The organism is Rhodobacter sp. SGA-6-6 (assembly GCF_011043545.1).
In the GTDB taxonomy this organism is placed as follows: Bacteria; Pseudomonadota; Alphaproteobacteria; order Rhodobacterales; family Rhodobacteraceae; genus Pseudogemmobacter.
In genome coordinates, this window is record NZ_JAAKGP010000004.1 from 106,754 (window position 1) to 133,069 (window position 26,316).

General features: G+C 70.0%; 22 protein-coding genes. 14 read left to right on the forward strand and 8 right to left on the reverse strand.

From position 1 onward, the window contains the following. The first annotated feature begins 25 nt into the window (after positions 1 to 25). Genes G5B31_RS09510 through G5B31_RS09530 form a run of 5 tightly spaced genes read left to right on the forward strand, consistent with a single transcriptional unit; the run spans position 26 to position 6,523 of the window. Positions 26 to 817: a cyclase family protein gene (locus G5B31_RS09510; protein WP_165016577.1), complete on the forward strand. Its 792-nt coding sequence runs from the start codon at positions 26 to 28 to the stop codon at positions 815 to 817. A gap of 4 nt (positions 818 to 821) precedes the next feature. Further along, entirely contained in the window at positions 822 to 2,378 is a 1,557-nt protein-coding gene (locus tag G5B31_RS09515) for an NAD(P)/FAD-dependent oxidoreductase (RefSeq protein ID WP_165016580.1), read from the forward strand. Then, positions 2,375 to 2,848 carry a MarR family winged helix-turn-helix transcriptional regulator gene (locus G5B31_RS09520; RefSeq protein WP_165016583.1) on the forward strand — a complete coding sequence of 158 codons (474 nt, stop codon included), beginning with the start codon at positions 2,375 to 2,377 and terminating at the stop codon, positions 2,846 to 2,848. Before G5B31_RS09515 ends, G5B31_RS09520 begins: the two co-directional genes overlap by 4 nt. Positions 2,849 to 2,852: 4 nt before the next feature. Further along, positions 2,853 to 4,991, forward strand: a complete 2,139-nt coding sequence (locus G5B31_RS09525) for an indolepyruvate ferredoxin oxidoreductase subunit alpha (protein WP_165016585.1) — start codon at positions 2,853 to 2,855, stop codon at positions 4,989 to 4,991. Continuing rightward, on the forward strand, positions 4,988 to 6,523 hold the full coding sequence (locus G5B31_RS09530) for an indolepyruvate oxidoreductase subunit beta family protein (protein WP_165016588.1): 1,536 nt from the start codon (positions 4,988 to 4,990) through the stop codon (positions 6,521 to 6,523). The genes G5B31_RS09525 and G5B31_RS09530 overlap by 4 nt, the downstream gene beginning before the upstream one ends. Positions 6,524 to 6,593: 70 nt before the next feature. Here the strand turns inward: G5B31_RS09530 and G5B31_RS09535 are convergent, their stop codons facing one another. Continuing rightward, positions 6,594 to 7,100 (reverse strand): flavin reductase family protein, encoded by a 507-nt coding sequence (locus G5B31_RS09535; RefSeq protein WP_165016592.1) that lies wholly within the window; start codon positions 7,098 to 7,100, stop codon positions 6,594 to 6,596. Positions 7,101 to 7,111: 11 nt separating this feature from the next. Further along, positions 7,112 to 8,203, reverse strand: coding sequence for an LLM class flavin-dependent oxidoreductase (locus G5B31_RS09540; protein ID WP_165016594.1), 1,092 nt, complete (start codon positions 8,201 to 8,203; stop codon positions 7,112 to 7,114). 114 nt (positions 8,204 to 8,317) lie between these two features. On the opposite strand from G5B31_RS09540, the gene G5B31_RS09545 reads away from it, so the two are divergent. The 5 genes from G5B31_RS09545 (at position 8,318) to mgrA (ending at position 12,805) form a co-directional block, all read left to right on the forward strand. Then, positions 8,318 to 8,887: a winged helix DNA-binding protein gene (locus G5B31_RS09545; protein ID WP_165016597.1), complete on the forward strand. Its 570-nt coding sequence runs from the start codon at positions 8,318 to 8,320 to the stop codon at positions 8,885 to 8,887. Between the two features lie 20 nt (positions 8,888 to 8,907). Continuing rightward, positions 8,908 to 9,777, forward strand: a complete 870-nt coding sequence (locus G5B31_RS09550; RefSeq protein WP_276616146.1) for a LysR substrate-binding domain-containing protein — start codon at positions 8,908 to 8,910, stop codon at positions 9,775 to 9,777. 88 nt (positions 9,778 to 9,865) lie between these two features. After that, a complete protein-coding gene (locus G5B31_RS09555) occupies positions 9,866 to 10,657 on the forward strand; it encodes a 2OG-Fe(II) oxygenase (protein ID WP_165016601.1) in 792 nt (263 codons plus the stop codon). 72 nt (positions 10,658 to 10,729) lie between these two features. Continuing rightward, positions 10,730 to 11,761: a glycosyltransferase family 2 protein gene (locus tag G5B31_RS09560; RefSeq protein ID WP_165016603.1), complete on the forward strand. Its 1,032-nt coding sequence runs from the start codon at positions 10,730 to 10,732 to the stop codon at positions 11,759 to 11,761. An 18-nt stretch (positions 11,762 to 11,779) separates the two neighbouring features. Further along, positions 11,780 to 12,805, forward strand: coding sequence for an L-glyceraldehyde 3-phosphate reductase (gene mgrA, locus G5B31_RS09565; protein ID WP_165016604.1), 1,026 nt, complete (start codon positions 11,780 to 11,782; stop codon positions 12,803 to 12,805). 3 nt (positions 12,806 to 12,808) lie between these two features. On the opposite strand, the gene G5B31_RS09570 is transcribed toward mgrA, so the two are convergent. The 3 genes from G5B31_RS09570 to G5B31_RS09580 are packed head-to-tail and all read right to left on the reverse strand — an operon-like array spanning position 12,809 to position 15,321. Beyond that, on the reverse strand, positions 12,809 to 13,303 hold the full coding sequence (locus tag G5B31_RS09570; RefSeq protein WP_205911869.1) for a flavin reductase family protein: 495 nt from the start codon (positions 13,301 to 13,303) through the stop codon (positions 12,809 to 12,811). Between the two features lies 1 nt (position 13,304). Next, the gene (locus tag G5B31_RS09575) at positions 13,305 to 14,537 is read right to left on the reverse strand and encodes a styrene monooxygenase/indole monooxygenase family protein (RefSeq protein WP_165016606.1); all 1,233 of its coding nucleotides are present in this window, start codon (positions 14,535 to 14,537) and stop codon (positions 13,305 to 13,307) included. 10 nt (positions 14,538 to 14,547) lie between these two features. Next, positions 14,548 to 15,321, reverse strand: coding sequence for an SDR family oxidoreductase (locus tag G5B31_RS09580; RefSeq protein WP_165016608.1), 774 nt, complete (start codon positions 15,319 to 15,321; stop codon positions 14,548 to 14,550). A gap of 169 nt (positions 15,322 to 15,490) precedes the next feature. Between G5B31_RS09580 and G5B31_RS09585 the strand changes: the two genes are divergently transcribed. Continuing rightward, positions 15,491 to 16,465, forward strand: a complete 975-nt coding sequence (locus G5B31_RS09585; RefSeq protein ID WP_165016610.1) for an AraC family transcriptional regulator — start codon at positions 15,491 to 15,493, stop codon at positions 16,463 to 16,465. A gap of 303 nt (positions 16,466 to 16,768) precedes the next feature. Here G5B31_RS09585 and G5B31_RS09590 read toward each other — a convergent pair whose 3' ends face one another. Both G5B31_RS09590 and G5B31_RS09595 read right to left on the reverse strand, forming a co-directional pair. After that, positions 16,769 to 17,527 (reverse strand): enoyl-CoA hydratase-related protein, encoded by a 759-nt coding sequence (locus G5B31_RS09590; RefSeq protein ID WP_165016611.1) that lies wholly within the window; start codon positions 17,525 to 17,527, stop codon positions 16,769 to 16,771. A gap of 112 nt (positions 17,528 to 17,639) precedes the next feature. Next, positions 17,640 to 19,481, reverse strand: a complete 1,842-nt coding sequence (locus tag G5B31_RS09595; RefSeq protein WP_165016613.1) for a methyl-accepting chemotaxis protein — start codon at positions 19,479 to 19,481, stop codon at positions 17,640 to 17,642. A gap of 272 nt (positions 19,482 to 19,753) precedes the next feature. On the opposite strand from G5B31_RS09595, the gene zapE reads away from it, so the two are divergent. The 3 genes from zapE (at position 19,754) to G5B31_RS09610 (ending at position 23,686) form a co-directional block, all read left to right on the forward strand. After that, entirely contained in the window at positions 19,754 to 20,848 is a 1,095-nt protein-coding gene (gene zapE, locus G5B31_RS09600; RefSeq protein ID WP_165016615.1) for a cell division protein ZapE, read from the forward strand. A 352-nt stretch (positions 20,849 to 21,200) separates the two neighbouring features. Beyond that, positions 21,201 to 22,535 carry a mechanosensitive ion channel family protein gene (locus tag G5B31_RS09605; protein WP_165016617.1) on the forward strand — a complete coding sequence of 445 codons (1,335 nt, stop codon included), beginning with the start codon at positions 21,201 to 21,203 and terminating at the stop codon, positions 22,533 to 22,535. A gap of 47 nt (positions 22,536 to 22,582) precedes the next feature. Next, positions 22,583 to 23,686 carry a TIGR03862 family flavoprotein gene (locus G5B31_RS09610; RefSeq protein ID WP_205911883.1) on the forward strand — a complete coding sequence of 368 codons (1,104 nt, stop codon included), beginning with the start codon at positions 22,583 to 22,585 and terminating at the stop codon, positions 23,684 to 23,686. A gap of 15 nt (positions 23,687 to 23,701) precedes the next feature. Here G5B31_RS09610 and G5B31_RS09615 read toward each other — a convergent pair whose 3' ends face one another. After that, on the reverse strand, positions 23,702 to 26,128 hold the full coding sequence (locus tag G5B31_RS09615) for a DEAD/DEAH box helicase (protein WP_165016621.1): 2,427 nt from the start codon (positions 26,126 to 26,128) through the stop codon (positions 23,702 to 23,704). Between the last annotated feature and the right edge of the window lie 188 nt (positions 26,129 to 26,316).

The following is a 26,316-nucleotide window of genomic DNA, read 5'->3' on the forward strand; positions in this document are numbered from 1 at the left end:
CCGAAGGCCGCAGAGGGAGAGAGAGATGACTTCAGCGAATGTGCTGACTGAGCTTGCCGGGATGATCGCCTCGGGCGGGATCGAGGTGGTGGATTGCACGGGCATCCTCGGCCCGGAGACGCCGCTCCTGAAGCTGCCGCCGGAGCTGGCGAAGGACACCCCGCCGATCAAGATTCACCGCATCAGCGAATACGATCAGGACGGGCCGTTCTGGGCCTGGAACTGGCTGGAACTGGGCGAGCATTCGGGCACCCATTTCGACGCGCCGCACCACTGGATCACCGGCAAGGACTATGCCGACGGCTATACCGACACCCTGCCGGTGCAGCGGCTGATCGCGCCGGTCAACGTGCTGGATTTCTCGAAGGAATGTTCGGAAAACCCCGACTTCCTGCTGACCATCGACCATGTGAAGGCCTGGGAGGCCAGGCACGGCGAGATCAAGGCCGGCGAGTGGGTCGTCCTGCGCTCCGACTGGGACAGCCGCGCCCATGACGAGAACCTGTTCCTGAACGCCGACGCCACCGGCCCGCATACCCCGGGGCCGACCGCCGAGGTGATCGAATACCTGATCGGAAAAGGCATCGTCGGTTGGGGCAGCCAGTGCATCGGCACCGACGCGGGGCAGGCCGGCGGCATGACCCCGCCCTTCCCGGCGCACAACCTCTTGCACAAGAACAACCGCTACGGTCTGGCCTCGCTGGCCAACCTCGGCAAGCTGCCGGCCAAGGGCGCGATCCTGATCGCGGCGCCCTTGAAGATCAAGAACGGCACCGGCTCGCCCATCCGGGCGCTGGCGCTGGTTCCGCGGGGGTAAGGCCGTGGCCGTCGATCACGTCGTCATCGGGTCGGGCATCAACGGGCTGGTCGCGGCCAGCCTGCTGGCGCTGAAGGGCGACCGGGTGCTGGTGCTGGAACGCGAAAGCGTCCCCGGCGGCTGCATGAGGACCGAGGAACTGGCCCCCGGCTACCTGCATGACGTGATGGCGGCCACCTTCGTGCTGTTCATGACCTCTCCGGCGGGGGCCACGCTCGGCCCCCACCTGGCCCGTCACGGCTTCGACTACTGCCATACGCCGCACCCGACCGCCGTGCTGCGGCCGGGCGGCGAGGCCGCGGTGCTGGCGATGGACCGGGCGGCCAATCTGGCGGCGCTGAACGCGCTGGCCCCGGGCGACGGCGATGCCTTCGCCGCGGATGCCGACAGGGTGGCGGCGGATGCGCCGTTCCTGTTCGCGCTGCTGGGGCAAAGGCTGTGGTCCTGGCCGATGGCGAAACTGCTGTTCGGGCAGGTCCGCAAGCGGGGCCTGCGGGGCCTTGCCGGCTGGTTCGGCCAGCAGCTGGACCCGATGCGCGGCTGGCTGGACAGCCGCTTCGACAGCGACACCACCAAGGCCCTGTTCGCCCCCTGGGCGCTGCATTGCGGGCTGACGGTCAGCGACGCCTATTCCGGCGCCATGGGCCGCGTCGTCGCCTTCGCGCTGGAAGCCGCCGGCGCGCCCATCGTCAAGGGCGGCTCGGGCCATGCCGCCCGCGCCTTCGCGGCGCTGATCGCCGAAAAGGGCGGCGAGGTCCGCTGCGGTGCGGATGTGGACCGGATAACCGTTCACAATGGCCGGGTGACCGGCGTCCGGCTGGCGAATGGCGAGGAGATCGCCACGAAATCCGTCCTCGCCTCGGTCGCGCCGGGGCAGCTTTACGACCGGCTTCTCGACGGGGTGAACCTGCCCGAGGACCGCGCCGCCGCAAGGCGTTTCCGCCATGGCCGCGGCAACTTCCAGCTTCATTTCGCGCTGGATACGGTGCCGGAATGGCTGACGCCGGGCCTTGACCAGGTGGCGCTGATCCACCTGACCGACGGGCTGGACGCGGTGTCCAAATCCTCGAACGAGGCCGAGCGCGGGCTGTTGCCGGTGACCCCGACGATCTGCGTCGGCCAGCCCTCCCGCCTCGACCCCAGCCGCTGCCCCGAGGGCAAGGCGGTGCTGTGGCTGCAGATCCCCGATGCGCCGCGCGTGATCAAGGGCGATGCCGCCGGAGAGATCGCAGGCACCGACTGGGACGAGGTGCGCGAAACCTTCGCCGACCGGCTGCAAGCCATCCTCTCCCGCCATATCAAGGGTTTCGACAGGCTGGTCCTCGCCCGCAAGGCCTATAGCCCCAGGGACCTGGAGCGGATGAACGTCAACCTCGTCGGCGGCGATCCCTATGGCGGGCATTGCGGCGTCGACCAGTTCTTCCTCTGGCGCCCCTTCGCCCATTCCACCAATGGCGAAGGCCCGGTCCGCGGGTTGATCCACATCGGCGCCTCCACCCATCCCGGCCCGGGCCTCGGCGGCGGCTCGGGCTTCAACGCGGCGAAAAGGCTGGGCGCATGAACGACGAGACCCCTACCCCGACGCAACGGCTGGGCGAGATCGGGCTGACCAATTTCGCCCCCTATCTGATGAACCGCATCATGGGCCGCTACAACGCCTCGCTGCGCGAGGAGGTGGCGGGCCTCGGCCTGACCACGCCGAAGATGCGGGCGCTGGCGGTGCTGTCGGTGGTGGAGGCGCCGCTGATCCGCGAACTGGCGGTCTATACCGTCACCGACCCCAGCACGCTGAGCCGGGCGCTGGACCAGCTGCAGGCCGACGGGATGATCCGGCGCGAAGCCGACAGCGCCGACAGCCGCGCCGTCCGGGTCTACATCACCGAAACCGGCCGCGCGGCCTTCGAGCAGCTCTGGCCGCATATGGCGGTGGCGCAGGCCCGGATGTTCCGCGGCATCCCCGAGGAAGAACGCCGGGCCTTCGTCGGCACCTTGCAGAAGATGCTGGCCAATATCCGCAAGCACGAGATCTGAGACAATGGCAGAACGCAGCTTCAAGGCAGAGGTCGAGCATCTTCGCAAGGGCGAGGGCGAGGTCTTCACCGGCGAGGGCATCCTGGCGCTGACCAAGGCGCTTCTGGAAAACGGCGTGGGATACGTCGGCGGCTACCAGGGCGCGCCGATTTCCCACCTGATGGACGTTCTGGCCGATGCCGAGGACCTGATGGCCGAGCTTGGCATCCGCTTCGAGGCCAATGCCAACGAGGCGGCGGCGGCGGCGATGCTGGCGGCCTCGGTCCACTACCCGATCCGCGGCGCGGTGACGTTCAAGGGGCCGGTCGGGGTGAACGTGGCCTCGGATGCCTTGGCGAACCTTGCCTCCTCCGGGGTGACCGGCGGCGCACTGGTGATCGTGGGCGAGGATTACGGCGAAGGCTCCTCGATTATGCAGGAACGCAGCCACGCCTTCGCGATGAAATCGCAGTTCTGGCTCCTGGACCCGCGGCCCAACCTGCCCTCCATCGTCAAGGCGGTCGGCGACGGGTTCGAGCTGTCGGAAGTCTCGAACACGCCGGTGATGCTGATGGTCCGCATCCGCTCCTGCCATGTCACCGGCCAGTTCACCTGCCGCGACAACCGCCCGCCCGCGCTGTCCCCGCGCGAAGCCTTGTCGAACCCGCGTTCGGATTTCGCCCGCGTGGTGCTGCCACCGATGTCCTACCGGCACGAGTTGGACAAGGTGGAGAACCGCTGGCCGAATGCCGAGAGGTTCATCCTCGACCGGCAGCTGAACGAATTCTTCGGGCAGGAAGGCCGCACCGGCATCATCTGTCAGGGCGGCATGTATAACGGCGTGATCCGGGCGCTGCAAAGGCTGGGCCTCGCCGACCTGCATGGCGAGACCGAGATTCCGATCTATTGCCTGAACGTCTGCTATCCCCTTGTCCAGTCCGAGTTCCTCAGCTTCTGCGAGGGCAAGGATCATGTGCTGGTGGTCGAGGAAGGCCAGCCCGCCTTCATCGAGGACCAGCTGGCCGCCTTCCTCTATCGCGCCGGGTCCCGGGTGAAGCTGCACGGCAAGGGCGTCTTCCCCATCGCCGGGGAATACACCGGGCAGGTGATGCTGGATGCGCTTTCCGCCTTCCTGCGCGAGGCCGCACCGGAGATGCTGCCCGCCACCGTCCGCGCGCCCAACGACGACAAGCCGAATCTGCCGGACCTGACCAAGGTGGTGCCGATCCGCCCGCCGGGCTTCTGCACCGGCTGCCCGGAGCGGCCGATCTTCGCCTCGTTGAAGCTGGTGGAGCAGGAACTGGGCAAGCACCAGATCAGCGCCGACATCGGCTGCCACCTGTTCGGCTCTCTCCCGCCGTTCGAGATCGGCGGGGCGACCATGGGTTACGGCCTCGGCCCGGCAGCGAACGGCGCCTTCGACGGCGGCGGCAAGACCCGCCCGATTTCCATCATCGGCGACGGGGGGTTCTGGCACAACGGACTATCGTCCTCGATCGGCAACATGGTCTACAACAAGTCGGACGGGCTGGTGGTGGTGGTGGACAACTACTACTCCGCCGCGACGGGTGGGCAGGACGTGATGTCCAGCCGGGCCGACAATGCAACCAAGGCCACCCAGCACCCGATTGCCGATGCGGTGAAGGGCGTGGGCGTCAAATGGGTGCGCCAGATCGACCGCACCTATGACGTGCCGAAACTGCGCGCCACCCTCCGCGAGGCGCTGACCACCACCGAGCCGGGACCGAAGGTCATCGTCGCCTCATCGGAGTGCATGTTGAACAAGCAGCGCCGGGAAAAACCCTTGCGCGCCAAGGCGATCAAGGAGGGCCGCCGGGTCGAGGCCCCCCGCTTCGGCGTCGACGAGGCCGTCTGCACCGGCGACCACGCCTGCATGAGGCTGTCCGGCTGCCCCTCGCTGGGCCTGAAGCACACCGGCGATCCTTTGCGCGACGATCCGGTGGCGCATATCGACCAGACCTGCGTCGGCTGCGGCAATTGCGGCGAGGTGGCGGATGCCGCCGTGCTGTGCCCCAGCTTCTACCGCGCCGATGTGGTGCACAATCCCGGCGGGTTCGAGAAATGGTGGGCCGGGGTCCGCGCCGGCCTGATCGGCTGGCTGGCCCGTCGGCGCAGCGCCCGAAGGCTGGAGTTTTCCGCATGACCGTTCATGATTCCCTGATGCCCCGCAAGGGCGATGCCAGGCTGCAACAGATCATCAAGCTGGCGATCTACGCCGTCGGCGGCCAGGGCGGCGGTGTGCTGATCGGCTGGATCGAGGATCTGGCCCGCGCGCAAGGCTATGCCGCGCAGGCAACCAGCGTCGCCGGCGTCAGCCAGCGCACCGGCGCGACGATCTATTATCTGGAAATGGCCCCCGCCAACGGCGGCGCGCCGGTGTTCAGCCTGATGCCCGCCGCGGGCGACGTGGACGTGATGATCGCCGCCGAATGGATGGAGGCCGGCCGCGCCATTATCCGCGGCTTCGTCACCCCCGACCGCACCACGCTGATCGCCTCCACCCACCGCAACCTTGCGGTGTCGGAGAAGATGGTGCCCGGCGACGGGCTGGCGGATGCCGAGGCGGTGCGCGAGGTCGCCTTGCAGGCGGCAAAGCGGCTGATCGCGGCGGATTTCGAGGCGGTGGCGGTGCAATCCGGCTCCGTCATCTCCGCCACGCTCTTCGGCGCCTTGGCGGCGTCGAAGGCGCTGCCCTTCCCGCGCGAGGCGTTCGAGGATGCCATCCGGGCGGGCGGCAAGGGGGTGGAGCCCTCGCTCCGCGCCTTCGCCGCCGGCTACGAGGCGGCGGAAAAAGGCGATGCGGCGCAGCCCAAGGCGGCAGAGACGCAGCCCGCCGCTGCCGTCACCGGCCCGGCGAAGCTCATGGCGGAATGGCAGGCGCTGACCGACCGGGCGAGCCGCCTGCCGGGCGAGGCCCCGGCGATGGCCGTGGCGGGCCTGCGCAAGGTGGTGGAGTTCCAGGACCTTGCCTATGGCGGCGAATATCTCGACCGGCTGGAGGCGCTGGCCGCCCGCGACCGCGCGCCCTTCGACCTGACCCGCGAGGGCGCCAAGTATATCGCCAATGCCATGGCCTATGACGACCCGATCCGGGTGGCCGACCTGAAGACCCGTGCCGCCCGCTTCGACCGCATCCGCAAGGAGATGGGCGCGGGCGAAAGGCTGATGCAGCTGACCGAGTTCATGCACCCCGGCGCCGCCGAAATCGCCGGGATGCTGCCGAGGAAGTGGGGCGAGCGGATCGAGGCCAGCGAGAAGTGGAAGGCGCGGCTGGATGCCCTGGTCAACAAGGGCCGCCGCATCCGCACCGATTCCCTGCGCGGCTATCTGATGCTCTACATCCTCGGCGGCATGAAGCGCCGCCGCCGTGGATCGTATCGCCACGCGCAGGAGATGGCGCATCTGGAGCGCTGGCTTTCCGCCGCGCTGTCACATCTGGACCGCGACTACGCGCTGGCGGTGGAGGTGATCCGCTGCCGCCGCCTGATCAAGGGCTATTCCGACACCCATGCCCGGGGCCTGTCGAAGTTCGACCGGGTGATGGAGGGGATCGCGCTTGTCGCGGGGCGCGAGGACGCCGCCGACTGGGCGCGGCGGCTGCGCGAGGCGGCGTTGCAGGACGAGAAGGGCAAGGCGCTGGACGGCGCGATGCAGACGATCCGCAGCTTCCTCTAGGGCCGATGCTGCGCAGAAATTGCTGCGCTTTCGCTGCGCAGCAATTCCATGTTTCCAATGGGTTGAAAGATCAGGCCGGCAGGCCGCGATAGGCGCCGTTCCAGTAGATCAGCGCGCCCTGCCCGGGTGTGGTGCGGATCGCCTGCACCCGGCCGATCAGGATGGAATGGGTGGCGCGCTGGATCATCTCTTCCACCGTGCAGTCGAAGGCCGTGGGCGCGCCCTTCAACAGCCGCGCCCCGGTGACCGCCGTCTCCCACTCCGCCCCCTCGTAGCGCGCCGCCGCCTTCGCCCCGCCGAAGCCGGAGAAGCGCTCCGCCACCGCCTGATGCCCGGCCCCCAGCGAGGACCAGCCGAAGCGGCCGTATTTCTCCAGCAGCGGATGGCTGGAGGAGTTGCGGTTGACGCAGGCCAGCAGCAGCGGCGGCTCGGCCGAGAGCGAGATCGCCGAGGTGACGACAAGGCCCGAGGCCTCCTCGCCATCCCCCACCGTGATCACGCTGCAGGTGCCGACGAAGGCGCGCAGGGCGTCGCGGAATTCCTTGGCGGGAATGTCGGCGGGGGAGGGATCGGTCATGGCTTGCCCTTTCAGCGGATGCCGGCCTTGGCCAGGCGCGGCAGGACCTCATCGGCGAAATACGGGAATTCCTTCACGTAATCCACGAAGGAAAGCGTCGTCCCGGCAAATCCCGCCTCGTGCAGCGAGATGATCCCCGCCGCCACCTGGTCCGGCGTGCCGATCAGCGGGAAGCCGCCATGGCCGAGCGCCATGCCGAAGCGGATCTGCTTCAAGAGGTCGTGCGGGAAGGACAGCGCATGGGCCAGCTGCAGCCGGATCAGGTTGTCGGTCGCCTCCCAGTCGGCATTCTCGTCGACGATGTAATGCACATAGTCGCGCGCCTCCTGCTCGGTCGGGCGGCAGACGACATGGGAGAAGGTCAGCACGCCCACCTGCTTGCCCTTGGCCGAAGCCTGCGCCTTCAGCGCCGCGATCTCCTCCTTCGACCGGCCAAGGTCGATGGCCGGGGTGAACAGGAAATTGGCGTTGTCGGTGGCGAATTCGCGGCCCTGCGGGGACCCGGCCGCGTTCAGGATCGGGACCGCGCCGCGGACCGGGGCCGGGTCGCCCTTCAAGCCCTTGATGTTCTTGAAATAGGTCTCGTCCCAGTCGAAATGCTTGTCCGAGGACCAGATCTTGCGGATCAGGTCGATCCATTCCTGCGCATAGCCGTAGCGGGTCTCGTGGTCGTCGGGCAGCGAAAGCCCGAGCGCCTCGTATTCCGGCTTGTTCCAGCCGGCGACGATGTTCAGCCCGGCGCGGCCATGGCCGATCTGGTCCAGCGTGGCGACCTGCTTGGCCACCACCACCGGATGGTTCGCCGTGGTGTGGATGGTGGCGAAGACCGTCAGCTTCTCGGTCGAGGCCAGCAGACCCGCCGCCCAGGTCATCGTCTCCAGCACGCCGCCGTGGAAATCGGTCGGCCCGCCGTAACCGATCCAGCGCGCGATCGGCAGCATGAAGTCGATGCCGGCGGCATCCAGCATCTTCGCCAGCTTCAGGTTGTTGTCCCAGCTGTTCACCCAGCGCTCCGGCGCCTGCGTGGGCGTCATGCCCGAGGAGCAGTTGGTCGAGAAGGTGCCCAGCTTGAAGCCGCCGGACAGCATCCGGTTCTGTATCATGGTGTCGTCCCTGTTGCAGTTTTGATGGTATTTTATGTTTGAAATTCTATCTTAAAATCCCGTTGCGTCAACGGATTTGCAGCGGCAGTCTGCAAGGCCCGGAAAGGAAACGGCATGGCAGGGAAAGCACCGGAAGATCAAAGGGATGCGATAGACGCACCTTTGGACTATCGCTGGCATCTGGCGCAAAGCCCCGACGAGGTGGACACCACAGAGCTGGAATTCGCCCTGATGCGGGCCTTCGAGGGATTCGGCCGCTGGCAGTCGGAATGCCTGGCCTCGGTCTGCGACCTGGCGGCGACGGGGCCGGAAAACGCCATGCTGCACATCATCCGCATGAACGACCGGCCGAAGACCATCAAGGACCTGGCCCGGCTGACCAACCGCGACGACGTGCCGAACATCCAGTATTCCCTGCGCAAGCTGATCGGCGCCGGACTGGTGATCCGCAAGGGCTCGGGCCGCTCCGGCGTGACCTATGAGGTGACGGAAGAAGGCCGCCGGGTGACCGAGGATTACGGCGCCCTGCGCCGCCGCCTGCTGATCGCCGCGGTGGAACAAGTGCCGGGCTTCGCCGGGCGGCTGAAGGAGGCGCGGCAGGTGCTGAACCTGCTGTCCGGCATCTACGAAGAGGTCGCCCGCGTCGCCGCCACCCACCGCCGGGGGGCGCCGCCATCCCGCTGACCCTGCCCCCGCTGAACGCCCTGCGCGCCTTCGAGGCGGCCGCCCGCGGAGGCGGCTATGTCGCGGCGGCGGCCGAGCTGGGGATTTCCCCGGCGGCGGTCAGCCAGCAGGTCCGGCGGCTGGAGGACTTCCTCGGCAAGAAGGTCTTCACCCGGCTGAACAACCGCGTGGTGCTGACCGATGCCGGGCAGGCGCTGTATGAAGGCGTCGGCGCCGCCCTGCAGATGATCTCGGACACCACCGAGCAGCAGGTGCTGCGGCGGGCGCGGGCGCGGCTGGTCGTCAGCTGCATCGGCTCGCTGGCCGAGCGCTGGCTGCTGCCCCGGCTGGCGGGCTATGCCCGCGCCCATCCCGGCTTCCGCTTCGAGCTGCGGGTAGAGGCCGATCCGGTGGATTTCGCCCGCCACGACATCGACCTGCGGCTGGCCTACGACCCCGGGCAATACCCCGACCATGCCCGGGCGGTGCTGGCGCAGGACCGGGTGCTGCCCTTGTGCAGCCCGGACTGGCTGGCCCGAAATCCCGCCGCGCAGGGCATGGCCCAGGTGGCGGCCGAGGACCTGCTGCACACCAGCTGGGGCCCGGATTTCGGCAGCCTGCCCGGCTGGCCCGCCTGGTTCGCCAAGGCCGGCCCGCCCCCGCCGCCGCCGGCGCAGGGCTTCCAGGGCGGCAGTTCGGCGCTGGTGCTGGACATGGCGCGCGAGGGGCTGGGGGTGGCGCTTGGTCAGGCGCTGCTGGCGCAGGACGATCTGGCGGCCGGGCGGCTGGTGGCGCTGTCCGATGTCGCCCTGCCGCTCGGCCATGCCTACGGGCTGGTCTGGCCCCAGGCTCGTGCCCGCAAGCGGCATCTGGCCGGGCTGGTGGAAGCGCTGCAAGCCAGTGCTGGCTAAGCCATACTGAGTCAGGGAAAGATTTGCCCCGCTTGCACCTTTGCCACCGGAGCGCAACCATGGCCGCAACCAAACCATGGAGCGCGCCATGAAACAGATCGTCGACCTCGGCCTCTACCCGCTGGACCGCCCGGACAGCCCCGACTACGCCGCCCTCGTCGCCCGCTGCCGCGAGAGGCTGGCGGCCGAAGGCATGTTCGAGCTGCCCGGCTTCCTGCGCCCCGAGGCCACCCGCAAGGCCGCCGAGATGGCCGCCCCGGCGATGGCGACCGCAAGCCACCGCCACGCCCGCAGCCACAACGTCTATTTCCGCGACACGGTGGAGGGGCTGACCGACGACCATCCCGCCATGACCAAGGTGGAGACGGTGAACCACACCCTCTGCGCCGACCAGCTGGTGGGCAACCCGGTGATCGCGCTGTATGAATGGCAGCCCTTCGCCGATTTCCTCGCCGCCACCATGGGCAAGCCCGCGCTCTACCGGATGGACGATCCGATGGCCCGGGTGAACATCCAGGCCAGCCGGGCGGGCGAGGCGTTGAACTGGCACTTCGACCGATCGGAATTCACCACCACCATCCTGTTGCAGGCGCCCGAGGCCGGGGGAGAGCTGGAATACCGCAAGGACCTGCGCACCGCCGAGGACCCGAACTACGCCGGCGTCGCCGCCGCGCTGCGCGGCGAGGACCCGCTTCTGCGCAAGGTCAGGCTGAAGGAAGGCGCGCTGAACGTCTTCCGCGGCGTCGATACCCTGCATCGGGTGGTGCAGGTGCAGGGCAAGGTGGAGCGGCTGGTGACGATCTTCTCCTTCTACGACCGGCCCGGGGTGACGATGACGGCCAAGGAACAGATCGGCTTCTACGGCCGCAGCGCCGCCTGAAGGGGCGGCATGGACGGGCGGCGGCGCAGCGGCTAGGGTCCGGGCGAAGACCCCAGCGGAACGCCGCCCCCGATGAAGATCCTCTCCGCCACCTGCCAGAAGAACGAGGGCCCGTTCCTGCTGGAATGGATCGCCTATCACCGGCTGATCGGCGTGACCGACTTCGTGGTCTTCTCCAACGATTGCGAGGACGGGTCGGACGCGATGCTGGCCCGGTTGCAGGACCATGGCCTGCTGCGCCACATCCCGCATCAGGCCCGGCCCGAAAAAAGCGTGCAATGGCAGGCGTTGCAGCGGCTGGCTAAGGAGCGGATGACCGAGGCCGCCGACTGGGTGCTGTTCAGCGACATGGACGAATTCCCCATGGTCCATGCCGGCGCGCACCGCCTGCCCGACGCCATCGCCGCCATGCCGTCCGGCACCGCCGCCATCGCCCTGCCCTGGCGGCTGTTCGGCGCCAATGGCATCGTCGGTTTCGCCGACCAGCCGGTGACGGCGCAGTTCCTGCGCTCCGCCCCGCCCGCGCTGTATCACCCCATCGCCGGGCGGCATTTCAAGACGCTCTACCGCCCCGAAGCCTTCCAGAAGCCCGGCGTCCACCGGCCGAAACGCAGGCCCTCGGCCCCGCCGCCGCTCTGGGCCGACGGCGCCGGCCAGCCGCTGCCGGAGAGCTTCGCCGCCAAGGACGAGACGATCTCGCTGCCCGGCCTGACTCCGGGGCGGACGGTGGTGGAGCTGAACCATTACTCCCTGCGCTCGGCGGAAAGTTTCCTGGTCAAGACCGCCCGCGGGCTGGCGAACCGGCAGGGCAAGGCGCTGGACCTGGCCTATTGGGTGGAGCGCAACTTCAACACCCAGGAGAACCGCGCCATCCTGGTCTGGCAGGAGGCGCTGGCGCGGGAAACCGCCGCCCTGCGCACCCTGCCGGGGATCGAGGCGCTGCATCTTGCCGCCTGCGACTGGCACCGCAGGCGCGCCGCGCAGGCGATGCGCACGCCCGAGGGCTATCGCCTGCTTTGCCATTGCCTGCACGCCGCCGGCTCCGCAGCGCTTCCCCGCGACCTGGCGCTGCGGCTCTACGGCCTCTTCGCCGACCTCGGCTGACCCGGAAGGAGACCCCCAATGTATCTCGCCGCCCCCGACCGCTACGATGGCATCACCTACCGCCCCTGCGGCCGCCACGGGCTGAAACTGCCGCCGGTCTCGCTCGGCCTCTGGCAGAACTTCGGCGGCACGGATGTGTTCGAGACCTTCCGCGCCGTCCTCCGCCGCGCCTTCGACCGCGGCGTCACCCATTTCGACCTGGCCAACAACTACGGCCCGCCCTACGGCTCGGCCGAAGAGAATTTCGGCATTATCCTTGAAAAGGATTTTCAAAGCCACCGCGACGAGCTGGTGATCTCCACCAAGGCCGGCTGGGACATGTGGCCCGGCCCCTACGGGCAGGGCGGGTCGCGCAAGCACCTGCTGGCCTCGCTGGACCAGAGCCTGCGGCGGATGAAGCTGGACTATGTGGACATCTTCTACTCCCACCGCCCCACGCCCGACGTGCCGCTGGAGGAAACCATGTCTGCGCTGGTGCAGATGGTGCGGCAGGGCAAGGCGCTCTATGTAGGCATCTCCTCCTACGGGCCGGAACGCACGCGCGAGGCGCATCGCCTCCTGGCTGCCGAGGGGGTGCCGCTCCTGATCCACCAGCCCTCCTATTCCATGCTGAACCGCTGGGTGGAGGACGGGCTGCTGGACACGCTCGGCGACCTCGGCACCGGCTGCATCGCCTTCTCGCCGCTGGCGCAGGGGCTGCTGACCGGGAAATACCTGAAAGGCGTGCCCGATGCCGCCCGGGCGGCAAGGGGCGGCTCCTTCGACCCGCGGCTTCTGACCGAAGAGAACCTCGCCCGCGTCCGCGCCCTGAACGACCTGGCGCAGCAGCGCGGCCAGAGCCTCGCCCAGATGGCCATCGCCTGGGTCCTGCGCGATCCCCGCGTCACCTCGGCGCTGATCGGCGCGCGCACGGTGGAGCAGCTGGACGACTCGCTCGACGCGGTGAAGACCCCCGGCTTCACCACCGAGGAACTGGCCGCCATCGACCGCCACGCCACCGAGGGCGGGGTGGACCTGTGGCGGGCGATGATCGGCTTTTCCTGACCGCTACGCCAGCGGCGCCAGCCGGTGGAACCGTGACTGTTCGTAGACCAGCGCCGGGCCGGAACCCTGCCGGATCGCCAGGATATGGCCGATGAAGACGCAATGGCTGCCGGCCTCGATCACCTCGGCCACCTCGCAGGAGAAACCGACCGCCGCATCCGCCAGCAGCGGCAGGCCGAAGGCATCCGCGCCCCAGTCGCCGCTGGCGAACTTGGCCTCGCCGCTGGCGCCGGTCGCCCCGGCGAAGGCCAGCGCCAGCGCACCGCCATCGCCCGCCAGCAGGTTGACGGCGAAGCGTCCGCCGGTCTGAACCGCCGCGCAGGTGCCGGTGCGGCGGTTCAGACAGACCAGCAGGCTGGGCGGCTCGGCGCTGACGGAACAGACGGCGGTGGCGGTGATGCCCCGCCGCTCGGCCCCGTCCCGGGCGGTGACGATGGTCACCGCGCCGGGAAACCGCGCCATGGCGGCGCGGAAGGCCGCCGCATCGACGCAGGACATCTCAGGCCGCCTTCAGGCTGGACAGATAGGCCGAAGCCTCGCCCGGATCGGCGAACCAGGGGAAGAAGTCGCGCGGATCGTCGAAGCCGTTCGCCATCCGATGCGCCAGCCGCGGCTCGGCGCAGGCGGTGCCCATGATTTCAAGGATGAAGGGCGGCGGCGGCTGCAGCATCATGTTGGTCCAGCGCACCACCCATTGGGCATAGTCCCAATAGGCGTCGAAGGTGCCCTGCATGAAGTCCCGGTCGAAGGGCCGGTCGCCGTGGTCCAGGATGCGCTTCAGATAGACCGCCGCCGCCTTCGAGGCATTGTTCGATCCCTGCCCGGTGATCGGATCGTTCAGGCAGACCGCATCCCCCAGCCCCAGCACCTGCCGCCCCGAGGGCAGCGTGGCCACCGGATGCCGCACCGTCGGCGCGAAACGGCCGGCGAGGATGCCGTTCGGATCGGTCAGCTGGCAGTCCTTAGAGCGTTCATATTCCCAGGGCAGGAAGGTCTTCAGGATCCACAGCGATTTCTCCAGATGCTCCTCCGGCGACTTCACCTCGGCCCAGCAGTCCATCGGCCCGCCGGGAATGCCCTCCAGAACCATGATCTCGCAAGGCCCGGTGGTGGTCAGCGAAGGGAAGACGAAATATTCGCCGACGCCCGGGATCAGGTTGAACTCCACCGCCGAATGCGGCTGGCGCGGGGTCATCCCCGTCACATAGGTCAGCGCCAGCGCCCTTTGCGGCTTGTCGTAGGGCGATTTCTCCGCATCCCGCGCGAACAGCCGCCCGACCTCGCCCTTGCCGGAGGCGACAACGACCAGATCGTCCTCGGCCGCATAGGACTCCAGCTCCTCCACCCCGGCATCGGCGATCACCAGCTCGCCCCCCAGCTTGACGAATTCGTCCAGCCAGCGCGGCATCTTCACCCGCTGGTCCACCGCATAGGCATGGCGGTCCAGCTTGCCGGTCCAGTCGATCAGCTTGGTGCCCGACCCATCCGGGTTCGGCACGATGAAATTGATCCCCTGCACCGGCGGGCATTCGTCCGACCAGAAGTCGATCCCCAGGTCCCGCTCGTGCTGCACGGCGTTCGAGAACATGCACTGGCTGGACAGGACCTTGCCGCTGGCGATCTCCTCGCCGGTGCGGTTCTGCACCACCCGCACCCTGTGGCCGGCCTTCACCAGCCCGATGGCCACCATCAGCCCCGACTGCCCGCCGCCGATAATCGTGAATTTCCGCATGTCCATCCCCTCATTCCATCAGTTTCGGGATCGCCGGAACCGCCTGTTCCGGTCCCATCGCCGTGTAGCCGCCGTCCACCCGGATATCGGTTCCGGTTATGAAGCTGGCCTCGTCCGAGCACAGGAACAGCACCGCCGCGGCCACTTCCTCGGGGTTGCCGACCCGGCCCAGCAGGTGGAACGGCGCCGCCACGCCATCGGTCTTGGCGCGGTTGCCGCCGGTCAGCTGGTCCATGATGTTGCTCCAGGTCCAGCCGGGCGAGACGGCGTTGACCCGGATGCCCTCCGCCGCCAGGTCCATCGCCTGGTTGCGCGTCAGCTGCAGGATCGCCGCCTTGGAAACCGGATAGACCCACCGCCCGGTCTGCGCCACGCGGGCCGAGATCGAGCCGAAGTTGACGATGGCGCCGCGGTTCTTCGCCAGCTCCGCCCGCGCCGCCTGCATCAGCATGACCGAGCCGACGATGTTCACATCCAGCGCCCGCAGCCAGTCGGCCCGGGTCGTCTCCGCGCCGTTGTCCAGATAGGTGCAGGCGACGTTCACCAGGAAGTCGACCCGGCCGAACGCCGCCACCGTATCGGCCACCAAAGCCGCCACCGCCGCATCGTCGGTGATGTCGCAGCGGCGGAAGGCCACGCCCTCCCCGGCCAGCGCCTCCCCCGATTCGTCGATATCGGCCACCATCACCCGTGTCCCGGCCTCCCGGAACGCCTTCACCACCGCCTGGCCGATCTTCGTCGCCCCTCCGGGCATGATCGCCACCTTGCCGGACAATCCCCGCATGACCCCTCCTGTCGTTTTGAATTTGAAGGAAATCCTGCGCCTTTCGGCCGCCGGCGCTATCCGCCCGCCGCAGCGACTATCCGCAAAACGAAAAAATCGTGACGCTTCGTCGCATCGAAGCTGCATTTGATGTTACGCTTTTGCCAAGCCAGCAAGGGCAAGGGACCCGATGCCGCACGCGATCCACCCCCTCGGGGCGCATGTCCTGTTCCAGACCCGCGCGCTGGACGAGGCGCGCGACCGCGTGGCCCGCATCTTCTGCCCGCACCGGCTCGACGCGCTGAGCCCCGGTTTCGACGCCCGCCACCACCATCTGGCCGGAGAGCGGCTGTCGCTGAACTACATCGAATACGGCGCCCGGACGCGGATCGCGCCGGGGGAACTGGGGCATTTCTACCTGGTGCAGATCCCGCTGTCGGGAGGGGCGGAGATCCGCAACGGCCGCAGCCTCTACCTCTCGGACCCCGGCCGCGCCGCCGTGCTGAACCCGCATCTGCCGACCGACATGGTCTGGGAGCAGGGCACGCGGCAGGTGCTGATCCAGATTTCCCGCCGCGCCATGCAGGACCATCTGGCCGCGCAGCTCGGCGGCCCCTCCGACCGGCCGCTGACCTTCGCCGGGCCGCTGGACCTGACCGCCGGACCGGGCGCCGCGCTGCGCCGGCTGGTGCTGTGGATGGTGGGCGAGGCCGATGCCGGCGCCCCGCCCATCGGCGCCGGCCTGATGGCGCGGCAGGCCGAAAGCACCATCCTGTCGGGCCTGCTGGAAGCCGCACCGCACGACCACGCCGCGCAACTCGGCCGCCACCGGGACGCCCCCCGCCCGCGCCACCTGCGGCTGGCCGAGGCTTATGTCGAGGCCCATCTCGACCGGCCCCTGACGCTCGAGGACATGGCCGCCGCCGCCGGCGTCAGCCCGCGCGCGCTGCAACTGGCGTTCCGCGACCACCGCGGCACCACGCCCTTGGCGTTCTGGCGCGACCGCCGCCTGACCCGCGCCCATGACGACCTGCTCTCCGGCCGCGGCAGCGTCACCGAAATCGCCCTCCGCTGGGGCTTCAGCCACTTCGGCCGCTTCGCCGAGGCCTACCGCAGCCGCTACGGGCTGTGCCCCCGCGATACATTGCGGGCGGGGCGGGGGTAGCCCCCGATTCCGACCTTCCGACCCGCGTCGGGATAGCGCGGCATCCGGCAGGGCTTCGATCTGCACGCACCCGGCAATGACGGCAACGGCGGTAGCGGCGGCGGCGAGGGAGGCGAGGATGCCCGTCGATCTGCACACGCCCGGGAAGAAGTGATCCCCGCGATGCGATCGGGAGGAAGGGACAGGAAGGTTCGACCCGGGGCCGAGGCGAAGAAAGCGTGAAGCCGGGGCCGACGCACGGAACAGCGCCATGGCTTGCCCCCTCGCCCCGCGGAACAGCAGAAAGCGCGGCCGGGCCTCTCCTTAGCGCCCACGGTAGACCGGCCGGCGTTTCTCGCGGAAGGCGCGGATGCCTTCCGCCTTGTCCGCGCTGTCCAGCAGCGCCTCGAAGCCGTCGCGCTCCGTCGCCAGCGCCAGCGCGCCCTCGGCCCCTTCGACCAGCGCGCGCTTGGCCGCGGCCAGCGCCAGCGGCGCCCTTGCGGCCAGCTTCGCCGCCAGCGCCGCGCCCTCTTCCGCCGCCGGGCCTTCCGCCAGATGGCTCGCCAGCCCCCAGCCGAAGGCGGTGGGCGCGTCGATGATCTCGCCGGTCAGCACCATCCGCGCCGCCCGGGCCGGGCCGATCCGCGCCATCAGCCGCTGGCCGCCGCCGGCGCCGGGGATCAGGCCCAGGTTGGTTTCCGGCAAGCCCATCCGCGCCGTCGGCCCGGCCAACAGGAGGTCGGCCATCAGCGCCAGCTCCAGCCCGCCGCCGAGCGCGAAACCGTCCACCGCCGCCACCAGGGGCTTGGGGAAGGCGCGGATCGCCGCCCAATGCGCCTTGCGCGGGTCGGCGGCGCCCTCGGCGGCGGTCTTGTGCTCGATCTCGTCGATATCGGCGCCGGCGGCGAAATTGCCCTCGGCCCCGCAGAGCAGCACCGCCCGGCAGCCCGCGTCCGCGGCCAGCCGGTCCAGCACCGCCGCCAGCCCGCCCAGAAGCGCGGTGTTCAGCGCATTCTTCGCCTCGGGCCGGTTCAGCACCAGCCGCACCCAGCCGTCCTGCGCTTCGACAAGAAGATGATCCATGCCGCCATCTTGCCGCCGCCGCCGCGCTTTGCAAGCGAGAAGTTTCAAGCTTGAAGGATTTCGCTTCGCGGGAGAAGGATGAACCTGTCCCCCCCTCCCGCACGGCGGAGAATCAGAAATCCTCCCATTGCGCCAGCGCGCCGCCGTCGGTGCCGGTCCGCCGCATTGCCACCGGCTCGGCCGTCACCGGCGCCGCTGCCCGCACCGCCATCGGCACCACCTGCCCCGCCGCCAGCCGGAACTGCGACAGGCCCTCGGCCAGCCGTTGCGCGTCGTCGTGCAGCGCCTCGGCCGAGGTGGTGGACTGCACCACCACCGCCGCATTGCGCTGCGTCACCTCGTCCAGCTGCTTCACCCCGCTGTTGATCTCGCTCAGCCCCAGCGACTGTTCGCGCGCCGAATTGGCGATGTCGGCGATCAGCGTGGTCACATTGCCGATCCGCGCGATCATCTCGTCCAGCGCCTGCCCGGTGGCATGGACCAGCGCCGAGCCGGTCTCGACCTGATCGGTCGACTGGCTGATCAGCCGCTTGATCTCCTTGGCCGATTCCGAGGCCCGCTGCGCCAGCGACCGCACCTCCGAGGCGACCACGGCGAAGCCCTTGCCGGCATCGCCGGCCCGCGCGGCCTCCACCCCCGCGTTCAGCGCCAGCAGATTGGTCTGGAAGGCGATGTCGTCGATCACGTCGGTGATCCGGGTGATCTGGCGCGAGGATTGCTCGATCGCCTCCATCGCCGAGATCGCCCGGCGCACCACCTGCCCGCCCTCCTGCGCCTGGCGGCCGCTTTCGCCCATCGCCTTGTCGGCATCGGCGGCATTGGCGGCGGTGGACTGGACCGAGGCCGTCATCTCGTCCAGCGCCGCCGCGGTCTGTTCCAGCGTCGCCGCCTGGGTCTCGGTCCGGTTCGACATGTCCTGGGCGATGGTGTTGAACTCGGTCGCGCCGCTGTCGATGGATTGCGCGGTGCGGCGGATCATCTCGATGGTGTCGGCCAGCGTCTTCACCACCCCGTTGAAGTTCTGCCGCAGCTCCTGGTAGCGCTCGGGGAAGGGGTTGCCGGGCGGGCTGTCGATGGCAACCGTCAGGTCCAGCGCCGCCAGACGGGCCAGCGCGCGGGTCAGCTCAGCCACCACGCGATCCTGTTCCTCCTCGCGCAGGCGGTCCTGTTCGGCCAGCGCCTGCGTCTCCAGCACCGAATCGCGCCAGGCCGCGATGCCGCGGGCAAAGCCGCCGAGTTCGTCCTGGCGGCCGGTGGCGGGAATTTCGCCCTCCAGCCGGCCGTCGCGCACCCGGTCCATCGCCTGCTGCAACCCGCCCAGCGGCTTCAGCAGCATCCGGTTGCCGAGGCCGAGCAGCACCATCCCGGCCAGCGACACCATCGCCAGTGCCACGCCGATCATGGTCCGCCCCGTGACCAGCTGCTGCCGCTGCACCTCCTCGGGGACGAAGGTGCCCAGGATGCCCGCCACCTGCCCGGCGCGGGTCTTGACCGGCCGCATGTCCATCGAGAACGGGGTGCCGAACATCTCGGCCCGGCCGACGAAGGGCCGGCCGGCCAGGATCGACTCGCGCGCGGGGTGGTCCAGGCCCAAGGGCAGGCCGACCTGCCGCCTGCCGTTTTCGTCCTGCAGGCTGGTGGTCACCCGGACGAAATCGTTCCGCGCCGCATCCCAGCGCAGGATCGAGACATAGGCCCCGGTCTGGAGCGTGGCGCGGTCGGCAAGGCCGTGGTCGGCGAAATCGGGGATGGCGTCCCAGGTGACCTCGCCGACCTCGCCGCTTGCGTCCACCGTGAAGCTCATCTCCGGGAAGGCCGCTGCCACGTCATGCGCCGAGACGCGGGCTGCGGTCAGCATCGCCGCCTTCAGGTCCCGGTCCAGCATGGACTGCATGGCCCGGTCGGCCACGATGACGCCCACCGCACCGACGGCGACGAAGAGGGCAAGGCTCATCAGCGAGAGCTTTGCCGCGAGGCTCAGGGAAAGGAGGCGTTGCATCGGACCCTCGGCTGGAATGGTTTCGCCGGGCAGCCTGCGGGCGATTGCTTGAGATTTCGTTAGCCGCCGTCGGATTTCCCGCGGTTTCGTGGCGCATCCGGCTTTGCGGCGGCGCGCGCCCGTGGTCTCCTGCGCCATCCGCCGACAGGAGCCGCCGTGCCGCCCGCCGTCCCGCCTTCCCTTCCCCCCGGGCTTTCCCTGCGGCGGCAGTCGCGGTATGCAACGGTATGCGGAAGACACTGACCGAGATATACGAGGCCCGGGTGGCCGAGGGCAGCCTGCGCGCCGATCCGGCGCAGCATCAGGTGCTGCCGGTGCTGGAGGGCCTGCGGGCCTGGCTGGAGCAGAACGCCACCCGCAAGGTCGGCCTTTTCGCCGGCCTCTTCGCCCGACCGCCGATGCCGCCGCCGGGGCTCTATCTCTGGGGCGGCGTCGGACGCGGCAAGTCCATGCTGATGGACCTGTTCACCGAGGCCACCGCCATCGCCGCCAAGCGCCGGGTGCATTTCCACGCCTTCATGCAGGAGATCCACCGCGGGATGCACGAGGCCCGCAAGCAGGGGGTGGAGGACGCGCTGGCCCCGGTGGCCGAGCGGATCACCCGCGACATCCGCCTGCTGGCCTTCGACGAGATGCAGATCACCGACATCACCGATGCGATGATCGTCGGCCGGCTGTTCGAAAAGCTGTTCGCGGCGGGGGTGGTGGTCGTCACCACCTCGAACCGCCCGCCCGAGGACCTGTATCTGAACGGGCTGAACCGGGCGCTGTTCCTGCCCTTCATCGCCCTCTTGCGCGAAAGGCTGCAGGTGGTGGAGCTGGAAAGCCCCACCGACTACCGCCGGCACCGGCTGCAGGGGGCGCAGGTCTATTTCCACCCCGCCGGCACCGCCCGCGGCCGCATCGCCGCGATCTGGGACGACCTGACCGGCGGCGCCCCCGGGGAGCCCCTGCTCTTGCCGGTGAACGGCCGCGAGGTCGAGCTGCCCCGCTTTGCCAGCGGCGTTGGCCGCGCCAGCTTCTGGGACCTCTGCGCCCGCCCTCTGGGCCCCGGCGACTATCTCGCCATCGCCCAGGCCTGCCGGGTGCTGATTCTGGAGGACATCCCGCAGCTTTCGGCCGCCAACTACAACGAGGCGAAGCGCTTCGTCACCCTGATCGACGCACTCTATGAGGCGAAGGTCCGGCTGATCTGCTCCGCCGCCGACGCGCCCGAGCGGTTGTATCTGGAAGGCACCGGGTCGTTCGAGTTCGAGCGCACCGTCAGCCGCCTGCGCGAGATGCAGGACGCCAACTGGGGCGCGGACCGCGCCGCGGGGTAGGTCATCGGCATCCAGTATTTTCCCGCCCGATCTCCTTGGCGAAGGCGCGTGCCTTCGCCACCGCGCACCGCTTCTCCTTGTCCGGCCGGGCCTCAATGGCCCGGCCAGCGCCCGCCCCGCCCTCGGCGGGCGCTTCTCGCCCGCCGGGTCGGGCGCTGGCCTCTCGGGGTTTCGCGTGCCCAATGTTTCCGGGCGACATGTCCCGCACGGGCGGGGCGAGGCAGTGCCTCGCCTGTTCCCGCCCGCCCCCACGACAACAAGGGCCGGCCGTCGCTCTGTCTTGTGCCGCGGGACATTCCTTGGCAGAGGGGTTCCGCAAAGCGGCGAAAACGCGGCAAGGAGGAGGATCAGGATGCAGGGGCAACCCGCCTTCCCGGAAAAACTGGTGGAATGGCTGAACTGGATCTGGGATCAGGCCATGGGCTGGCTGTCCTCTCCGGCCGCCTGGTCGCAATTCGCCCTGCTGGCCGCCGCCTACGTCGCCGCCCTGCTGCTGACCCGCCGGCTGATCCCGATGGTGGAGCCGGTCCTGAGCCCGCAGCCCGGCGCGACCGGCGCCGTCGCCACCGCCCGCCGCTTCTCCCTGCGCTTCCTGCCGCTGATCCTGCCGCTCCTGGCCTACGGCCTGACCGCGGCGGGCGAGGGGCTGACGCGGGCCACCTTCGGCAGCGGAGAGGTGATCGCCTTCGGCAAGCGGGTGTTCCTGTTCCTCGCCGCCCGCGCCCTGGTGCGCGACGTGCTGACCGAGCGGTTCCTGAACCTGCTCGGCCGCTATGTGCTGCTGCCGGTGGCGGCGCTGCACGCGCTCGGCATCCTCGACGACGTGACCGCCTGGCTGGACGAGGCGCAGGTCAGCCTCGGCAACATCCGCTTCTCCGTCCTCGCCCTGATCCGCGGCGGCATCGCCGGTGCGGTGCTGTTCTGGCTGGGCGGCTGGTCCAACCGGCAATCCGCCGAATACATCCGCGCGCAGGAGGAGCTGCGCCCGGCCACCCGCGAACTGGCCCGCAAGACCGCCGAGGTGGCGATCTTCGGCGCGGCCTTCCTGCTCTTGATGTCGATCATGGGCATCGACCTGACCGCCGTCGCCGTCCTCGGCGGCGCGCTCGGCGTCGGCATCGGTCTCGGCCTGCAGCAGATTGCGGCCAACTTCGTCTCGGGCATCATCCTGCTGCTGGAGGGGCAGACCACGGTCGGCGACTACGTGGAACTGGACGGCGGCGAGCAGGGCACCATCGTCAAGATGACCGCCCGCGCCTGCGTGCTGGAAACCATCGACGGCCGCTGGATCGTGGTGCCGAACGACAATTTCATCGTCTCGCGGGTGGTGAACTTTTCCGATGCCGGCAAGGAGCACCGCTATTCCGCCGCCTTCAGCGTCAGCTACGACACCGACATCAACCGCCTGCCCGAACTGATCGAGACGGCGGTGGCGAAGCTGCCCTTCGTCCTGGCCGAGCCCGCCCCGCCCTCCTGCGAGCTGTGCGGCTTCGGCGAGAGCGGCATCGACTTCGAGGTGGAATACTGGGTCGCCGGGATCGAGGACCTGACCGACGACTACCGCTCGAAGGTGCTGTTCTGCGTCTGGAACACCCTGAAGGAGGCCGGGATCGAGATGCCCTATCCGCAGCGGGTGGTGCATCTGAAGACCGACGCACCGCTGCCCATGGCGAAGGCCGGCCGGTGAGCGAGGCCCCGCAGGCGCTGGTGATCGGCGCCGGCCCCGCGGGGCTGATGGCGGCCGAGGCGCTGGCTTCTGCGGGCCGTGCCGTGGTGGTGGCGGAGGCGAAGCCGAGCCCGGCGCGCAAGTTCCTGATGGCCGGGAAATCCGGGCTGAACCTGACCAAGGACGAGGCCCTGCCCGCCTTCCTTGCCGCCTACAGCGCCGACTGGCTGGCCCCGATGCTGCGCGCCTTCGGCCCGGACCAGGCGATGGCCTGGGCACGCGGGCTGGGGGTGGAGGTCTTCACCGGCTCCTCCGGCCGGGTATTCCCGCTGGCGATGAAGGGCTCGCCGCTGCTGCGCGCCTGGCTGCGGCGGCTGGAAGGGATGGGGGTGCAGCTGCGCAGCCGCTGGCGCTGGACCGGCTTCGACGGCGCGGCCTTCCGCTTCGACACGCCGGAAGGGATGCAGATCCTGCGCCCCGGGGTGACGGTGCTGGCGCTCGGCGGGGCAAGCTGGTCGCGGCTGGGGTCGGACGGCGCCTGGGTGCCCTGGCTGGCGGAACGGGGGGTGGAGATCGCCCCCTGGCAGCCCGCCAACGTCGGCCTGCGGGTGGACTGGTCGCCGCACATGGCCCGCCATTTCGGCGCGCCGGTGAAGGGCGCGGTCCTGCGCCTGACGCCCGGCCAGTCAGAACATCGCGGCGAGTTCGTTATCTCCGCCCGCGGGCTGGAAGGCGGCGGCCTCTATCCGCTATCGCCCGCCCTGCGCGAAGGGGCGGGGCTGGAGCTGGACCTGATGCCCGACGTGCCGGAGGCCGAGGTGCAGGCCCGGCTGGACCGGATGCGCCCCGGCGAGACCGCCGCCAACCGCCTGCGCAAGCTGGGCCTCGCGCCGGTGGCCGCCGCGCTGGTGATGGAATGGGCGAAGGGCCACCCGCTGACGGTGGTGAAGCGCCTGCCCGTCCGCCACGCCGGCCTCAGGCCGCTGGACGAGGCGATCTCGGTCGCCGGCGGCATCACGGCCGCCGCGCTGTCCCCCGACCTGGAACTGCGCGCCCTGCCCGGCGTCTTCGCCGCCGGCGAGATGCTGGACTGGGAGGCGCCGACGGGCGGCTACCTGCTGACCGGCTGCCTGGCGACCGGCCTCTGGGCAGGCCGGGCGGCGGCCCGATAGCCGCCGCCGACCGCTTCAGCCCTTCTTCTTCGGCGGCACGAAGCGCTTCGAGGTGTCCCGCGCGTCGGTTTTCGGCGCGACCTTGAACGGAGCCTTCTTCGGCCCGGGCTTGTCGCCCTTGGCATAGGCAGGCTTGCCGCCCGCATCACCATGGGACTTCGCGCCCCAGCTGCGGCCCTCGGGCTTGCCTGCCGGCTTGGCCCCGCCTTCCTTGCGGGCATAGGGCCGGGCCTCCTCGCCCTTCGCCGCCCAGGGCTTGCGCCCCTCGCCCGCGTCGGCATGGCTCTTGTAGCCCGCCGCCCGCGCCGGCCGCCCCTCGCCGCCATGCGACTTGAAACCGGCCGATTTGAACGGCGGCTTCTTCTCGCGGCTGGAGGGCGCGGCCCCCTTGGCCGCCCGTTCCTCGGGCGTCCACCGCGGTTTCTTCGCCGCCTCGCCCTCGCCGCGCGGCGCATAAGGCTTGCGCTCTGCATCCCCCCGCGGAGCGTAGGGTTTCCGCTCGCCGTCACGGGGCGCATAGGGCTTGCGCTCCGCACCTTCTCGCGGGGCGTAGGGCTTGCGTTCCCCATCGCCGCGCGGCGCCCATGGCTTGCGCTCGCCATCTCCGCGCGGGGCGTAGGGCTTGCGCTCCGCCGCTTCCCGCGCCGGGCGCGGCCGTTCCTCGCCTTCCTCGCGCCGCGCATAGGGGCGGCGTTCCTCGCCCTCGTCGCGCTTGGGCCAGGACTTCCGCGCCGCCTCCCGCGGCTCCTCGCCCTCTTCGACGAAGCGCGAGGGCTTCGGCTGATAGGGCGCCTTCTCGCGGCGCGGCGCGGGCCGGCCCTCGGGCCGGGCGCCGACGCGCGGCGCCGGGCGGCCGAGGTCGGGCTCGCCCTCGATCCGCTCCATCGGCAGGTCGCGGTCCAGCTCCACCCGATCGCCGAAGCGGTCGGCCAGCGGCGCGGCCAGCTGGACATAGGTCACGTCCTGCTGCACCCGGATCGCGCCGATGCCGTCCTTGGCGATGCCACCGGCGTCGCAGATCTTCGGCAGCAGCCAGCGCGCCTCGGCCCGGCCTGTATGGCCGACCGGGATGCGATACCAGACCGAAGGCCCGAACTCGCCGCGTTCGCGCGGCGGCAGCGGCGCGGGCGGCGGCAGGCTGTCCGACAGCACCTCCGGCGCGCTGCGGCCCGACCGCCACAGCCGCACGAAGGCGGCAGCCACGGCCTCCGGCCCCCAGCGGTCCAACAGGTCGGCGGCCATCCCGGCCTCCTCCCCCGCCCCGGCAGCCAGCGCCTCGTGTTCCAGCAGGCGTTGGTCCTCGCGCGCCTGCACCTCCTCGGCACTCGGCGCCTTGCCCCAATCGGCGACCAGCTTGGCGCCCTGCAACAGCCGCTGCGCCTTGCGCATCTCGGCCGGCGGCACCACCAGCACCGAGGTGCCCTTGCGCCCCGCCCGGCCGGTCCGGCCCGAGCGGTGCAGCAGCACCTCGGAATTCGACGGCAGGTCGGCGTGGATCACCAGCTCCAGCCCCGGCAGGTCGATGCCGCGGGCGGCCACGTCGGTGGCGATGCAGACCCGCGCCCGGCCGTCGCGCAGCGCCTGCAAGGCGTGCATCCGTTCGGACTGCGACAGTTCCCCCGACAGCGCCACCACCTGGAAGCCCCGGTTCACCATCCGGGCGAACAGGTGGTTCACATTGGCGCGGGTCTTGCAGAAGACGATGGCCGTCGCCGCCTCGTGGAAGCGCAGCACGTTGAAGATCGCGTGCTCCTTGTCGCGCGCCTGCACCGACAGCGCCTGATAGGCGATGTCGGAATGCTGCTTCGCCTCGCCCTGCACCACCACCCGCTCGGCATCCTTCTGGAAGCTGGCGGCCAATTTCTCGATCTCCTTCGGCACGGTGGCCGAGAACATCAGCGTCCGCCGGGTCTCCGGCGCCGAGCCGAGGATGAACTCCAGGTCCTCGGCGAAGCCGAGGTCCAGCATCTCGTCCGCCTCGTCCAGCACCACGGCGCGGGCTTCCGAGAGGTCCAGCGACCCGCGCTCGATATGGTCGCGCAACCGGCCCGGAGTGCCGACGACGACATGCGCGCCGCGCTCCAGCGCCCGGCGCTCGGTGCGGTAGTCCATGCCGCCGACGCAGGTCGCCAGCTGCACCCCGGCCGGAGCATAGAGCCACTGGAATTCCCGCGCCACCTGCTGGGCGAGTTCGCGCGTCGGCGCCACCACCAGCGCCAGCGGCTTCTCCGCCGGCAGCAGGGCATCGACGCCCCCCAGCACCTCCGGCGCGATGGCCAGCCCGAAGGCCACCGTCTTGCCGCTGCCGGTCTGCGCGCTGACCAGGAGGTCGCGCCCCGCCAGCCCTTCGGCCAGCACGGCCTCCTGCACCGGGGTCAGCCGGTCATAGCCCTTGTCCGCCAGCGCCGCCTGAAGCGGGCCCGGCACGCCGAGATCATCCATTATCTGTCCTGACGCGGAGACCTGCCCCGCCGATGAAGCCACATGAAGGCCCACCACCCCCCGCCGCGCCCTCCCTGTCGGCGCGGCCCCGGAGTCCTCAGGCCTGCAGCGGGCCATACACGGGAAAGGGGGCGGGGGGAAGGGGTGTGGGAGGATGGGCCGGGGGCCTGGCAAAACTGACGGCCTTG